Raw genomic sequence first — 13,762 nt, 5'->3', positions numbered from 1 at the left:
ATTTGAAACACGCCTCACGGAAGGTTCTGCATGAAGAACCCGTCACCTCATGGGCGCTTCGGCATCAAGCCCGGAGCGAAGGCAGGCCCGAAGGGCGGTGCGAAGGGCGGCGGGAAGACCCCGCGGACCCTCGGCCCCCAGGGCGAGTACTCAATGCCCCGGACGACCACGCCGGCGCTGCCGCCGGTGGAGTCCTTCTCGGAGCTCGGCCTGCCCCCTGAGCTGGTGACGACGATGGCCGACCAGGGGGTCGCGGAACCGTTCCCCATCCAGGCGGCGACCCTCCCCAACTCCCTGGCGGGCCGCGACATCCTCGGCCGCGGGCGGACCGGCTCCGGCAAGACGCTGGCCTTCGGCCTGGCCATGCTCGCCCGTACGGCGGGGCAGCAGGCCGATCCCAAGCGGCCGCTCGCGCTGGTCCTCGTACCGACCCGCGAGCTGGCGCAGCAGGTGACCGAGGCCCTGGCCCCGTACGCGCAGGCCCTGAAGCTGCGCGTGGCCACGGTCGTCGGCGGCCTGTCGATCGGCAAGCAGACGGGCGCCCTGCGCACCGGCGCCGAGATCGTGGTGGCCACCCCGGGGCGGCTCAGCGACCTCATCGGCCGGCGCGACGTGCACCTGGAGCGCGTGAAGATCGTGGTCCTCGACGAGGCCGACCAGATGTGCGACATGGGCTTCATGCCGCAGGTCACCGAGATCCTCGACCAGTGTCACCACGCGGGCCAGCGGATGCTGTTCTCGGCGACCCTGGACCGCAACGTCGACCAGCTGGTCCAGCGGTACCTGAAGGACCCGGTCGGGCACTCCGTGGACCCGCAGTCCGCTTCGGTGTCCACGATGGACCACCACGTGCTGCACATCCACGCCGCCGACAAGGTCTCGGCGGCGACCGAGATCGCGGCGCGCGACGGTCGGGTGCTGATGTTCCTGGACACCAAGCACGGGGTCGACCAGTTCGTGAAGCACCTGCGCGCCATGGGCGTACGCGCCGAGGGGCTGCACAGCGGGAAGTCGCAGCCGCAGCGCACCCGGACCCTGGGGCAGTTCAAGGACGGCCTGCTGAACGTCCTGGTCGCGACCAACGTCGCCGCCCGCGGCATCCACATCGAGGACCTCGACCTCGTGGTCAACGTGGACCCGCCGGCCGACAGCAAGGACTACCTGCACCGCGGCGGGCGCACCGCGCGCGCCGGCGAGTCCGGCAAGGTCGTCACCCTGGTCACCCCGAACCAGCGCCGGGACATCGTCCGGCTGATGGCCGACGCCAAGATCCGGCCGACCATCACCCAGGTGCGCTCCGGCGAGGCAGCGCTGAGCCGCATCACCGGCGCGAAGGCCCCCTCCGGCGTGCCCCTGGCCGGCGCCGCGGCCACCGACGCCAAGGGCCGGCCCTCGGGCTCGGACCTCGGCTTCCGCGGCATCGGCACCCGGCCCGGGCGGCCCGGCAAGGGCAAGGAGTCCCGCAAGACCATCGAGGCCCGGCAGGCGGCCGAGGCCCGCGCGGCGGCGCGGGTGCGGCGCGGCACGAAGTAGCGCCGAGCAGCAGCCGACAGCAGCACGGGAGGGCCGGGACCGCGGTGCGGTCGCGGCCCTCCCGTGCGTTCCCGGGACTCACGTCGGATCACCAGCGGCAGGTCACGCGCCGACGGCGGCCCGCCGCAGCAGCCGCTGCGCCGCCGCGTTGCGGACCCGCCGGGTCCGGGCGCCCTCGGCGAGCAGCCGCAGGGCCTCGTCCGCGTGCAGGGACCGGGCCGCCGTGCCCTGACACCAGTCGGAGGCGGCGAGGAGCTCCGCCGCGGACCAGGGCTCGCCCCGCGTGACGGCCTTCAGCAGGGTCCACTCGCGCAGCCGGCGGGCCGGGAAGGTGCGGCCGCCGAGGGCGGCTCCCACGGCCCGCGCCCAGGCCGGGAAGGCCTCGTCGGCCAGCAGCCCGGCCGCCCGCCGGCCGAGGTGCGTGACCACGGCGCTCTCGGCCATCACCAGGTCCGGGTCGCACAGGACGGCGGCCACGGCCTCGGCTTCCGCGGGCAGACCGGAGGCGGCTTCCAGGGACTCCAGGTGCCGGGCGTAACGCCAGTGCTCGGACGGCGTGTTCACCGCCACCGCCACCGCCACCGCGCCCGTCGTCCCGTCGATCCGGGCGGGCCGGCGCTCCGGGCCGCCTTGGCGTATCTGGTACTCGCTTCTCCCCATGCGGCCATTCCACACGACACCGGTGAACGACAGGTTGTCAGGGTGGCATCAAGCCGCCGGACGAGGTGCCGCCGGACGGGCCGCGCACCTGCGAGAGCGACATCCGCGCAGGTCACAGGAGCATTACGTGATCACGGCACGTCTTGTGCCACGTGAGCGGCGGCCTATGGGATGGCCCGAACCAAAAGGACTGAGGGCGGGGGCCGAACATGTCGGATCCGGTGGACTTCATCACGAGGCTGCGAGCGGAGGCGCAGGACCCGAACCGCGAGAAGGCCTTCCTCGCGGACCGGCGCCGGCGGCGCAGGCGGCGCGCGTCCGTCGGTGCCGTCGCCGCCCTCGCGCTGGCCGGCCTCGCCACGTGGCTGGTGACCAGCACCGGGACGCGGCCCGCCGACGAGCCCTACGCCGCCGCCGCGCTCGAAGAGGAGCTGTGGCCCGACGCCTGGCCGGCGACGACCAACCTGCCGCTGCGCGGCTCGCCGGCCCGCGCCTGGGCGACCGGCGCGGAGGACCTCCCGCTGCCCGCTCCCGCGGCGGTCGGTTCCCTGTCCCCGCAGCAGGTCGGGGAAGGACTGAGACGGGCACGGGAGTTCGTGGTCGCGGCCAACCTGGATCCGGCGGTGCTGCGGGGCGGGCAGCCCACCGCGGCCCTGGAGCTGCTCGATCCGCAGGAGCCCGTACGTGCCCGGCTGGCCGAGCACCTGCGCTCGCCCGGCCTCCCGGACGGCGATCCCACCGAGATGTTCACGCGCTTCGACCCCGCCGAGCTCACCGTGGCCGACAAGGGTGTCCGCGTGCGCGGCCGGATGTCCTTCGCGGCGGGCAGCGTCCCCGGACAGCTGCGGATCCGCGCCGACTACACCTTCGTCTACGCCGTGCGTCGCGCGGAACCGCTCTCGGAGCCGGGGCCGGCCCACGACACGGAGGAAGTGGCGCGGGTCGTCGTCCCCAGACAACTGGTCCTGCTCTACGCCCCGGCCGGGTCCGCCGGGGTGACCGCAGGGAAGCTGATCGCGGCCGACTACCGCCGGCAGCTCGGCAACCACGACTGCGGCACGGTCGACGGATTCGTCCACCCCTACTTCTCGAAGGAGGCGAAGACCGCCGACCGGCCGTGGCCGGTGATCGACCCGTACGACGAGAGCACGGAGATCCCCGCCGGCCCGCCGCGCTGCACCGTCCCCTCACGCACCTGACCGGGTCCGGCGGGAGCACCTCCCGCTCGGGCCGGGGAGCGTGCGCTCAGGTCCGGGGAGCGTGCGCTCAGGTCCGGGGAGCGTGGCTCTCGTAGCCGCCGGAACCCTGGTCGTTCGCGTGCCCCTGCTCCGGGAGCGGGGCGCCGGTCTCCAGGAGGGTCTTGAGGCTGGACGCGAGCATCGGCCAGGCGCGGCCGCACATGCCGATGAGGGTGCCGCCCGGTTGGAAGCCCTCGTGGAGGATGGTGAGCCGGGAGAGGGTGTCACCGACCGGCTCGATCTCGTACGTCACCTTCGTGCGCCGCTCGCGGGCCAGTTCGGCGCGCAGCTCCTCGCCGATGCCCGCGGAGTCGGCCCACTGCGGGGTGAAGGTGTGCCAGGTGTAGGAGAGCAGCCGCTCCGGCACGCACTCCAGCACCACCTGCTCCGGATCGCTCGTCCGCGCCCCGCGTTCCACCCAGTCCATCGTCGAGCCCACCCGCCAGTCGGTCTCGAAGTCGAGCCCCCAGTAGCGGCGGGTGAAGGCGGGCTCGGTCAGGGCCTGCCACACGCGCGCGGGGTCGGCCTGGACGTAGACGGTGTAAGTGATCGCAGTCTCGCTCATCCCCTCATGCTGCGGGACCGGGACCCGCGGACCGGGGATTGAGCCGCTCCGCGCTCACCAGTGGCAGCCCTCGGCGGGGAGTTCCGTCGGTGGGGTGCGGGGCGGCACCGGGAGGGAGAGGTGGGCGCGGGCAGCGTGGACGGCGGCGAGTTCCTCGTGACCGGCCAGGCCCCAGTCGCTGAGTTCGCGGACCTGTTCCGGGGTGGCCAGCAGCCGGGCGTACGCCGGGTCCGGGCCCGGGGGCAGCGCCGTGAGCCGGGCTGCGGTGCGCGGGTGGGCGCCCCGGTCGGCGTACCGGTACCCGAGCGGGAGCGCGCCCGTGGTGCGGCCCGGCGCCGGGGGCGGGAGGTGGGCGGCGCCGGTGGCGCGGGCGACGAGCAGCAGCACGCGCCCGTCGGGGGCGAAGAGCCAGCCGGCGGGGTCCCGGGGCGTCAGGTGCGCGGGGGCGGGGCCCGGGTGCCAGGTGCCGTGCAGGGGGACGCGGCGGCTGCGTAGGACGCCGAGCCGGTCCAGGGCGGTGGGGTCGGTGGGGCGGCCGTCCTCCAGCAGGGCGGCGCCGCCTCCGTTGATCCGGGCGCGCAGGGCGGACAGGGTCCGGCGGGCGTCGCCCGCGTCCATCAGGGCGGGCAGTTCGGCCGGTTCGGCGAAGTGGATGCCGGTGATCTCCTGCGCGGGGAGGCGGACGGAATCGATGCGGTCCCGGGTCCAGGTCCCGCCGTCGAAGACGTGCAGGATCTCGCCGGGGAACCGCATCCCGGGCGGCATGCCGGGCGCGTCGGCCGGGATCCAGTCGACGGCGAGGCCGCGCGGGTAGCGGCCTTCGACGCCGAGCTCCTCGTACATCTCGCGGGCGGCCGCCGCGGCCGGTGCCTCGCCGGCGTCCACTGCGCCGCCGGGCAGCAACCGGTCGGGGCGGTAGTCGACGCTCTGGACGAGGACGCGTCCGTCGGCATCGGTGACGAGGACGACGGCGCCGGTCCAGAGGGTGGCGCGGGATGCCCCGTACTCCTCCGGGGTCATCCACGTGCCGGGGCGCGCGGGCGGGGCGGTGCCCGTGTCCTGCGTCACGTCCTCGTCGGTCAGCTGCGGCATCGGACTCCGTTCACCGTAGGGGCAACCATGGGGCGCCGCGGGGGCGTCGCGGGGCGCCGTGCGGCCCGTCACGGGGGCGTCGCGCGGCCATCGCGCGGGCCCCGCCGGGGCGTTGCGGACGGGTGGGGCCCGCGGGCTGTGCAACAGCGCGGACGGCCCCCGGGTTACGGAGATCAACACATTCTCCTTTGCCACCCCTATACCTCCTTATTACCTGGTTACACGGATCTTGCTACGTTCCCGGTGCGGACTGGCGGCATGAAAACCTCCGGTCCGACCACGTCACCGGACCGAGGAGAGACCCGCCCATGCGACGCGCACCCCGTACGGGCACCCGCGCGGCCACCGGAAAGCGGTGGACCGTCCCGGGCGTGGCGGGGGTGGCCGGCGGCGCCGCGGTCCTCGGCTTCGGTGGGCTCTACGCCGCGGGCCTGCTGCTGGCGGGCGACGACGTCGCCGCCGGTACGAAGGTGCGCGGCGTCGACATAGGCGGGATGAGCCGCGCCGAGGCCCGGCAGACCCTGAACCGTGCGCTCGGCCCGTCCGCCTCGGCCCCGCTCGAACTGCGGATCGGGGAGCGGACCGAGCGGGCACAGCCGGCGGCGCTCGGCCTCTCTCTGGACACCGGCGCCACCGTCGACCGGGCGGCCCGCTCCGGTTCCGACCCCGTCAGCGTCATCGGCCGGCTGTTCTCCTCCGGCGATCCCGCGGTGGAGCCCGTGGTCCGCCTCGACGAGAAGGCGGCCCGCTCCGCCCTGGACGGGCTCGCCGCGAAGACGCGGCAGGAAGTCCGGGAGGGCTCCGTCTCCTTCCAGAAGGGCAAGGCCAAGGCGGTGGCCCCGGTCGCCGGCAGCGACCTCGACGTCAACGGCGCCCTCGGCGTGCTCCGCTCCTCCGCCACCCGTCCGGCGGGCGGGGAGCCCGTCGTGCTCCCCGCCAAGAGCACGCAGCCCCGTATCGGGCAGCAGGAGACGGAGCGGGCGCTGAAGGAGTTCGCCGAACCCGCGGTGTCCGCGCCGGTCACCCTGACCGTCCAGGGCAAGCGCATACCCGTCGGCCCGGCCGTCCTCGCCAAGCACCTCACCCTCAAGGACGACGGCCAGGGCCGGCTCGCCCCCGGCCTCGACGCCAAGGCGCTGCTCGCCGACCCGGAGCTGACCGGTCCGCTGCGGCAGGCCACGCCGGGACCCGTCGAGGCGAAGCTGCGTACGGACTCCGCCGGCGCGGTCTCCGTCGCGGAGGAGGGCCGGGCCGGGCGCCGGGTCGCCGAGGAGGGCCTGTCCGCCGCCGTGCTTCCGCTGCTGACGCGGGCGGGCGCGGCGGAGCGTACGGTTGAGGTCGCCACGGAGGAGGTCCAGCCGAAGCTGACCGGGAACACCGTCGGGCAGCTGGGCATCAAGGAGGAGGTGTCCTCCTTCACCGTCGACTTCGAGAAGGCCCCGTACCGCACGACGAACATCGGACGGGCGGCGGAGCTGATCAACGGCTCGCTCGTGCTGCCGGACGAGACGTGGAGCTTCAACCGCCGTGTCGGCGAGCGCACGAAGGAGAACGGCTTCGTCGACGGCCTGATCATCAACAACGGCCAGTACGAGAAGGCCGCGGGCGGCGGCGTCTCGGCGGTGGCCACCACGGTCTTCAACGCGATGTTCTTCTCCGGGGTCAAACCCGTCGAGTACGGCGCGCACTCCTTCTACATCGAGCGCTATCCGGAGGGCCGCGAGGCCACCGTGGCCTGGGGCAGCCTGGACCTGCGCTTCACCAACGACTCGGGCAAGGCCCTCTACATCCAGGCCGAGGCGACCGACACCTCGATCACCATCACCTTCCTGGGCACGAAGAAGTACGACGAGATCCGTGCGGCCAAGGGCACCCGGACGAACGTCAAGCCGCCCGCCACCCGCACGGACACCGGCCCGAAGTGCGAACCGCAGTCCCCGCTGGAGGGCTTCGACGTCGCCGTGGACCGGGTGTTCGTGCAGGGCGGGCAGGAGGTCAAGCGGGAGACGATGAAGACCCGTTACACGCCGAGGGACAGCGTGACCTGCGGCTGATTCATCCCGTCGGGGAATCCGGACCACCCGTGCGAGTGAGCGCGTGCGGGGGTGCGGGCGTTCGTCGGGCAGGGTGGGCGGATGGAGTCGCGCCGGGGACCGTGGGTGCCCCAGATCATCGTCGCGCTGGCCGTGGCGGCCGGGTGTCTGACCGGATGTGTGACCGTGGGTCCGGCCGGGCCGGGGGCCGTTCCCGGGCCGGGACCCGCGGCAGGGCCCGTGCCGACGGAGGTGCGGACCGGACTGCCCGGACTGCCCGGACCGGCGGACGGGGCCCGGCCGCTGGGGGCGCTGCCGGAGGTCCCGCAGGATGCGGCTCCGATGCCGGTTCGGGAACCGGCTGACGCCTCGGCGCCCGCGCCCGGGGCCGTGGTGGCCCGGCAGCCGGACCCGGCCCGGGCGCCCGCCGCCCGGGCGCGGAGCCGGGTGAAGCCCGTTACGCCTCGGCACCGGCCGGAGCGGCCCCGGCGGGCCGCGCCCAAGAAGAAGCCCGCGGCGCCCGCCGCGAAGACGCGGCGCGGCCGGCCCGCGCCGAACCGTACGTACGACATGGCGCCGCTGTGCGCGGCGGCCCGGGGGACGGTGGACCCGGCCATCGCCGCGCTGTGCCATTGACCGCGTGGCGCTGCCGGGTGCGGGAGGCGGGATTCGCTTGGATGGGCCCGGCGGACCCCGACCGGGGCCCCTCCAGCCTCCACCTCCAGGAGTGGCCATGGCGAAGATCGCTCTCTTCGGCGCGACCGGCACCATCGGATCCCGGGTGCTGCACGAAGCACTCGGGCGCGGACACCAGGTCACGGCCGTCGTACGCGATCCCGCGCACTTCGCCGAGTCCGAAGCCAGCTCCGCCGACGTCACCGTCGTACGCGGCGACGTCCTCGACCCCGCGTCCGTGACCCGGGCGACCACCGGCCAGGACGTGGTGGTCAGCGCGTACGGTCCGGGCTCCGGGGATCCCGGCACGCTCGTCGCCGCGGCCAAGGCGCTGATCGGCGGCGTGCAGGCCCTCGGCGAGGACGGGCCCCGGCCGCGCGTGGTCACCGTCGGCGGGGCGGGGTCCCTGCGCACCCCCGGCGGACCGAAGGTCTGGGACCAGGCCGGGATCCCGGAGCCGGTGCTCGCCGTCATGCACGCCCACGGGGACGCCCTCGACTTCCTGCGGACCGTTCCGGTGGACGAGGTCCACTGGACCAACCTCAGTCCGGCCGCCACGATCGAGCCGGGCACCCGAACCGGCACGTACCGGCTGGGGCTCGACGAGCTCGTCGTGGACGACGACGGCAAGAGCCTGATCTCCACGGAGGACTTCGCGGTCGCGCTGCTGGACGAGATCGAGCGCGACGGGCACGCGGGCAAGCGGTTCACCGTCGGGTACTGAGCGCCGTCGGGTACGAGGTCCCGTCGAGGTACGAGGTCCCGTCGAGGTACGAGGTCGCGTCGAGTACGGAGTCCCGCCCCGCCGCCGATATTCGCTGGTCCGGGCGGGTTCCGCCTCCCTAGAGTGGCCGGGCACCAGCCTCGGCCCGCAGGGAGCGGATCATGCGCACGCACTATCCGCGGACCCCGCACCTGCCCTGGTCTCCGGGCGCGACGTCCGACGACGTGCGGACCACCGGGCCCGGCATGCTGGCGGGGTTCGCCGGGCGCGAGGTCGTGGTCACCGAGAAGCTCGACGGCGAGAACACCACCCTCTACGCCGACGGCCTGCACGCGCGGTCGCTCGACTCGGGCCACCATCCCTCGCGGGCCTGGGTGAAGGGCCTGCAGAGCCGTATCGGCCCGGGGATCCCGGCCGGTTGGCGGGTGTGCGGGGAGAACGTCTACGCCCGGCACTCGCTCGCGTACGAGGAACTCGACGCGTATTTCTACGGGTTCTCGGTGTGGGACGGCGACCACTGCCTGGACTGGGACCGGACGGTGCTCTTCCTGCGCGGTCTCGGTGTCCCGGGGCCGCGCGTCCTGTGGCGCGGGGTCTTCGACGAGCGGTCGCTGCGCCGGCTGCGGCTCGACACGGCGCGGCAGGAGGGGTACGTCGTCCGCACGGTGGGCGGCTTCGACCGGGCCGACTTCGGCCGGCGCGTGGCCAAATGGGTGCGGGGCGGGCACGTGCAGACCGACACGCACTGGATGTACGCCCAGGTGGTGCCGAACGGACTCGGTCCGGCCGCCGCCCTGTGGGACGCCCGCTCGGGCGCGGACCCGGACACGGCCGGGCTGCTCCGGGCGGTGGGAGCCGACACGGTGGTCGAGGCGGCGCGATTCGGGACGGCCGGAGTCGAGACGGCCGGAGTCGAGGCGCTGGTCGCCGAAGTGGCCGACCGCATCGACGGGTTGGGCGTGCGCAGGTCCGGTGAGGAGCGGCTGGCCGGGCTCTTGGCGGCGGCCCTGCACGGCGTACCGCGAGCCGCCCTCGCGTCCCGGCTGGCGGCCGGGCCGCTCGGGATGGCCACCGCACGGCGGGTCGCGGACCTGGTCGGGCTCCACCCGGCGCTGCGCAGGCCCTTCCCTTACCCGGACACGGAACGGCGCGCGGGGCTCGTGCGGATGGCGGAGGCGGCCGACCTCGGGGTGCTGCACGCGCTGGCGGGGGCGCTCCGCGAGTGGGGCGACGGGTCCGCCGAGTACGTCGAGTGGTCCGCCCTGCACGCCGAGGAGGCGGGGCTGCTCGGACCCGCGCCCCTGGAGCCGCTGCGGGCCGGGCTCCGGGAAGCCCTGGCAGGGGCCGGCCCCGGCAACGGGGACGCGGGCGGAGACGGGGATGGGGACGCGGACGGACACGGAAACACGGACGGACACCGTGGCGCGGGCGGACACGGCGGCGGCCGTATCGGCGCTGACGCCGCCGACCGCTGCTGGGCCGAGGCGCGCAGGGCCTACGCGCAGGGCAAGCTGACCGGCCCCGAGGAGGCGGTCGCGGCGACCTGGCGGTGGCGGGACGGCGCCTCCTTTCCCCGGCTGGTGCAGCTCTGCGGTCCCTCGGGCAGCGGGAAGAGCACGTACGCCCGCAAGCTGCCCGGGGTGGAGGCCTACATCAGCCTCGACGATCTGCGCGGCGCGCGGGGTTCACGCTCCGACCAGCGGGACAACGCGGACGTGCTCCGTGAGGGCCTCGACCGGCTGGACTCCGCACTCGCCTCGGCCGCGCGGCGCGGGGGCACGGTGGTGTGGGACGCGACCTCCCTCACCGCCCAGCAGCGCGCCCTGGCGGGCAGCGTGGCGCGGCGCCGTGACGCGCTGGTCACCCAGGCCGTGCTGCTGGTCGGGGAGGCGGAGCTGATGCGCCGCAATTCCACGCGCGCGCACCCGGTGCCGGAGCCGGTGCTGATCTCGCAGCTGCGCCGGTTCGCTCCGCCGTATCCCGGTGAGGCGCACCGTACTTGGTACATCGGGGCGGACGGAACCGTCGAGGACACGGCGGGCACGATCGCGGCGCCGGCCCACGCGCCGGCCCGCGCGGCGACCCGCGAGGAGGGCTGATGCGTACCAGCGAGGAGCTCTACCACCAGGTCCGCTGGGACCCCCGCTTCGATCCCGCCCGGTTCACACTGGGCCTGCTGCAGCGCGGAGCCGCGCCGAAGCGGGTGCCCCTTCCTTCCTTCGTGCCCGGGGGCGACATCCCCTGGCACCGGGTGCTCTTCGTGGAGGCCGACGGCGAGCTGGTGTGGGACCGGGCGACGGGCGTCGACGTCATCGACAGCACCGCGGCCGGGCGGGTCCGCGCCCCGAGGCTGCTGCGGGCGCCGTTCTTCACCGCACGGACCCCGTACGCGTGGGACGAGTCCGGCGGCGGCGCCTGGCGGGCGGCTCCGGAGGATGCACCTCGCACCCCACATCCTTTCTCCGTACGGCTTTTGACGTGGAACACGCTCTGGGACCGCTACGACGCCCCGCGCATCGCCACCGAGCGGCGCAGGCCGCTGCTCCTGGCGGATCTGGCGGCGGCCGACGCCGATGTGATCGCGCTCCAGGAGGTGGAGCGCGATCTGCTCCGCATGCTGCTCGCCGAGCCCTGGGTCCGGGCCGGGTACACGGTCGCAGCCGACCCGGGCGGTCGGGACGTCGCGGAGAGCGGACTGCTGGTGCTGAGCCGGCTGCCGGTCCGGGAGGCGGGCGTTCACGCTCTGGGCCCGCACAAGGCGGTCGTCGCCGTGACCATGGACACGGCGGGCGGGCTCTTGGTGGTCGCCGTCACGCACCTGACGAGCGATCACACGGAGCGGGGCGAGGACCGGCGCGCCACGGAACTGATCAGGCTCCGCGCGGGGTTGTCCGGAATCGAGGCGGCCGACGTGGCCCTGCTCGGCGACTTCAACGACGGCCGGTCGGGCGCCGAGGGTCCGGCGGCGGTGCTGGGTCTGCGGGACGCGTGGACCGAGGTGCACGGGTCGCGGGACGAGACCCCGACCTTCGATCCTGTCGCCAATCCCCTGGCGGCGGTGGGGTCGTTGTCGGGCCGGGCCTCTCGCCTGGACCGGATCCTGCTGCGGTCGCGGGGAGTTCGCGTGGTGAGGGCCGCACTGCGCGGCGACTCCCCCGCGCCGGAAGGCCTGTTCATCTCCGACCACTACGGGGTCGAGGCCACACTGGACTTCGACGCGTCGCCCGCCGAAGGCGCGGGCTCCGGACCCGCGGTCCTGGATGTCCCGGCCACCTCACGCACGGCGGTGGCCTGGCTGCCGCCGCCGGACGAGGCGGTGGAGGCCGTGCGCCGCGCACACGATCCGCAGGCGGAGCGCTGGCCCGCGCACGTGAACCTGCTCTTCGGCTTCGTACCGGAGTCCTCCTTCGAGGCGGCCCTGCCCCTACTGGCCGAAGCCGCCGCGGAATCAGCCGTGTTCACGGCGCGACTGGAGGGCGTACACGGCTTCGGTCCGACCCTGTGGCTGGATCCGGCAGCGGCCGGTGACACACCGTGGCAGGAACTGCGCCGGTCCCTGGCGGCGCGCTTCCCGGGCTGCCGGGGCCGCGCCGAGGGGTTCACCCCCCACCTGACACTGGGCCGCAGCGCCGATCCCGTACGCGCGGAACGCGAGTTCACGGCCCGCCTCGGCGGTGCCCGGTCGGCCCGAGTGGACTCCCTCGCCGTGCTCTCCCGACGCGGCGACGGCCCGATGGAGATCCGGGCGACGGTGGAACTCGGCACCGGAACCACCCACTGGATCCCGGAACCGGCACGCCCCGCGACACCCCGCCCGAGCGGCACGGAGTGGTCGGGGGCCGGGGCCGATTCCGAGGCCCGCGCCGCGGACCTCACGGGGCGGATCGCCGCGGCGTTCCCGGAAGGCGTCGTGCATCCGGCCGGCTCGCGCCGGATGGGCTGCGCGCTGCCGGACGCCGACGTGGACCTGGTTGCGGCTCTGCCCGGAGCCTTCGAGGCGGCGGAGGTGCGGGCGCGGATCGCCTCGGCCCTGCCCGAGGCGGAGCGGCTCCGCGAGGTGACCGGCGCGCGGGTGCCGGGCCTGCGGCTCGGCGTCGCCGGGCTGGACGTGGACCTGGTGGCGGTCGCCACCGGACCGGTGCCGCCGGACCGGGCCGTCGCCCGGCGGGTCGAGCTCGGTGAGGCCGCGGCGGTGGCGCTGAGTGCGGTGAGCGATGCCGAGGCGGTACGGGCCTTCGCGGGCCCGGAGCACGCGGCCTTCGCCCGGCTGGCCCGGGAGGTCAAGGCCTGGGCCCGGTCCCGGGGTCTGGACTCGGCACCCTTCGGCGGTCTGCCCGGACTCGCCTGGTCGGTGCTGGCCGCGCACACGGTCCGCTCCGCCCGCGACCTCTCCCCCGGCCCCCTGCTCCGCGAGTTCTTCGCCACCTGGGCCGCCTGGGACTGGCGCACCCCCGTGACCCTCACGGCGCCGCCGGAAAGGATCCCCGCCGGCGTGGACCCGGTGACCGTACTGACGCCCTCCGCCCCGGTCCGCAGCTGCACCGCCCAAGTGACGTCGGGCGTCGCCGACTTGCTGGCGCGGGAGCTGTTCGCCACGTGGGAGGCGCTGGAGCTGAGCCCGGCGGCGCGGCCCGCCCCCGCCGCACCCCCACACCGCTGGCACGCCGCCTGGGCCGTGGTCACCGTGACGGGCTCCCGGCCCCCGGACTTCGAGGACAACCTGGGCCGCGCCCGCGGCCGGCTGCGCGCCCTGCTCGGCGCCCTGGCGGAGACGGGGTGCGTGGAGACCCACGCCTGGCCGAGGCCCTTCGAGCGGACCCCGGCCCTGGCCCGCTACGCGATCGGTCTCGGGCACACGCCGCCGGACGCGAGCACCCTGGCGGCCCTCGCCGCCCCCTGGTCGGCGACGCTCCCCGGCACCGAGGTGACGTGGGCGGACTGCGGCACGGTCCCCGACCTTCCCTGAGCCTGCCGCCCTTCCCTGACGACAAGTAACGAACGCACGACAGCACCGGACCGGCCACGGAAGCCCACTGCCCGAACGCGGTGAAGGCCGCTGGGCCAAGGCTCCGCCCCGCCGTAGCGGGCACGGCGGGACGGAGCGGTCAGAGCATCAGTAGAGTCGTGCAAAGTTTTTTCGTCAATACTTTTCACAAGGATTGAAGAAACTCCAAGTTCACAGGCCTGATGCGTGCTTGACACGTCATTGGATCTTCAGTTCATGAACGCTCAAACCCTTGAC

The 13,762-nt window shown here is 74.7% G+C and carries 10 protein-coding genes; 7 read left to right on the top strand and 3 right to left on the bottom strand.

The features are described from left to right. Nucleotides 1-30 precede the first annotated feature (30 nt). On the top strand, nucleotides 31-1,533 hold the full coding sequence (locus tag ACIQV3_RS01185; RefSeq protein WP_403708482.1) for a DEAD/DEAH box helicase: 1,503 nt from the start codon (nucleotides 31-33) through the stop codon (nucleotides 1,531-1,533). A gap of 102 nt (nucleotides 1,534-1,635) precedes the next feature. Here ACIQV3_RS01185 and ACIQV3_RS01180 read toward each other — a convergent pair whose 3' ends face one another. Next, nucleotides 1,636-2,193, bottom strand: a complete 558-nt coding sequence (locus ACIQV3_RS01180; RefSeq protein ID WP_403708480.1) for a hypothetical protein — start codon at nucleotides 2,191-2,193, stop codon at nucleotides 1,636-1,638. 209 nt (nucleotides 2,194-2,402) lie between these two features. On the opposite strand from ACIQV3_RS01180, the gene ACIQV3_RS01175 reads away from it, so the two are divergent. After that, complete coding sequence (locus tag ACIQV3_RS01175) at nucleotides 2,403-3,392, top strand: hypothetical protein (RefSeq protein ID WP_403708478.1); 990 nt, start codon at nucleotides 2,403-2,405, stop codon at nucleotides 3,390-3,392. 67 nt (nucleotides 3,393-3,459) lie between these two features. Here the strand turns inward: ACIQV3_RS01175 and ACIQV3_RS01170 are convergent, their stop codons facing one another. Next, a complete protein-coding gene (locus tag ACIQV3_RS01170) occupies nucleotides 3,460-3,996 on the bottom strand; it encodes an SRPBCC family protein (protein WP_403708476.1) in 537 nt (178 codons plus the stop codon). Nucleotides 3,997-4,050: 54 nt separating this feature from the next. Further along, on the bottom strand, nucleotides 4,051-5,088 hold the full coding sequence (locus ACIQV3_RS01165) for an NUDIX domain-containing protein (RefSeq protein ID WP_403708474.1): 1,038 nt from the start codon (nucleotides 5,086-5,088) through the stop codon (nucleotides 4,051-4,053). A gap of 308 nt (nucleotides 5,089-5,396) precedes the next feature. Here ACIQV3_RS01165 and ACIQV3_RS01160 point away from each other — a divergent pair, with 308 nt between their 5' ends. The 5 genes from ACIQV3_RS01160 (at nucleotide 5,397) to ACIQV3_RS01140 (ending at nucleotide 13,486) form a co-directional block, all read left to right on the top strand. Next, the gene (locus ACIQV3_RS01160; RefSeq protein ID WP_403708472.1) at nucleotides 5,397-7,142 is read left to right on the top strand and encodes a VanW family protein; all 1,746 of its coding nucleotides are present in this window, start codon (nucleotides 5,397-5,399) and stop codon (nucleotides 7,140-7,142) included. 105 nt (nucleotides 7,143-7,247) lie between these two features. Then, nucleotides 7,248-7,757, top strand: coding sequence for a hypothetical protein (locus tag ACIQV3_RS01155; RefSeq protein WP_403708470.1), 510 nt, complete (start codon nucleotides 7,248-7,250; stop codon nucleotides 7,755-7,757). Nucleotides 7,758-7,854: 97 nt separating this feature from the next. Continuing rightward, on the top strand, nucleotides 7,855-8,520 hold the full coding sequence (locus ACIQV3_RS01150) for an NAD(P)-dependent oxidoreductase (protein WP_403708468.1): 666 nt from the start codon (nucleotides 7,855-7,857) through the stop codon (nucleotides 8,518-8,520). A 161-nt stretch (nucleotides 8,521-8,681) separates the two neighbouring features. Further along, on the top strand, nucleotides 8,682-10,619 hold the full coding sequence (locus tag ACIQV3_RS01145; protein ID WP_403708466.1) for an RNA ligase family protein: 1,938 nt from the start codon (nucleotides 8,682-8,684) through the stop codon (nucleotides 10,617-10,619). After that, nucleotides 10,619-13,486, top strand: coding sequence for a poly(A) polymerase (locus ACIQV3_RS01140; protein ID WP_403708464.1), 2,868 nt, complete (start codon nucleotides 10,619-10,621; stop codon nucleotides 13,484-13,486). Before ACIQV3_RS01145 ends, ACIQV3_RS01140 begins: the two co-directional genes overlap by 1 nt. Nucleotides 13,487-13,762: the final 276 nt, after the last annotated feature.

Origin of the sequence: Streptomyces sp. NPDC099050, from assembly GCF_044759865.1 — a bacterium.
Lineage (GTDB): Bacteria > Actinomycetota > Actinomycetes > Streptomycetales > Streptomycetaceae > Streptomyces.
Note: the sequence above shows the minus strand (reverse complement) of the source record. Positions and strands in the feature narration are given on the sequence as shown.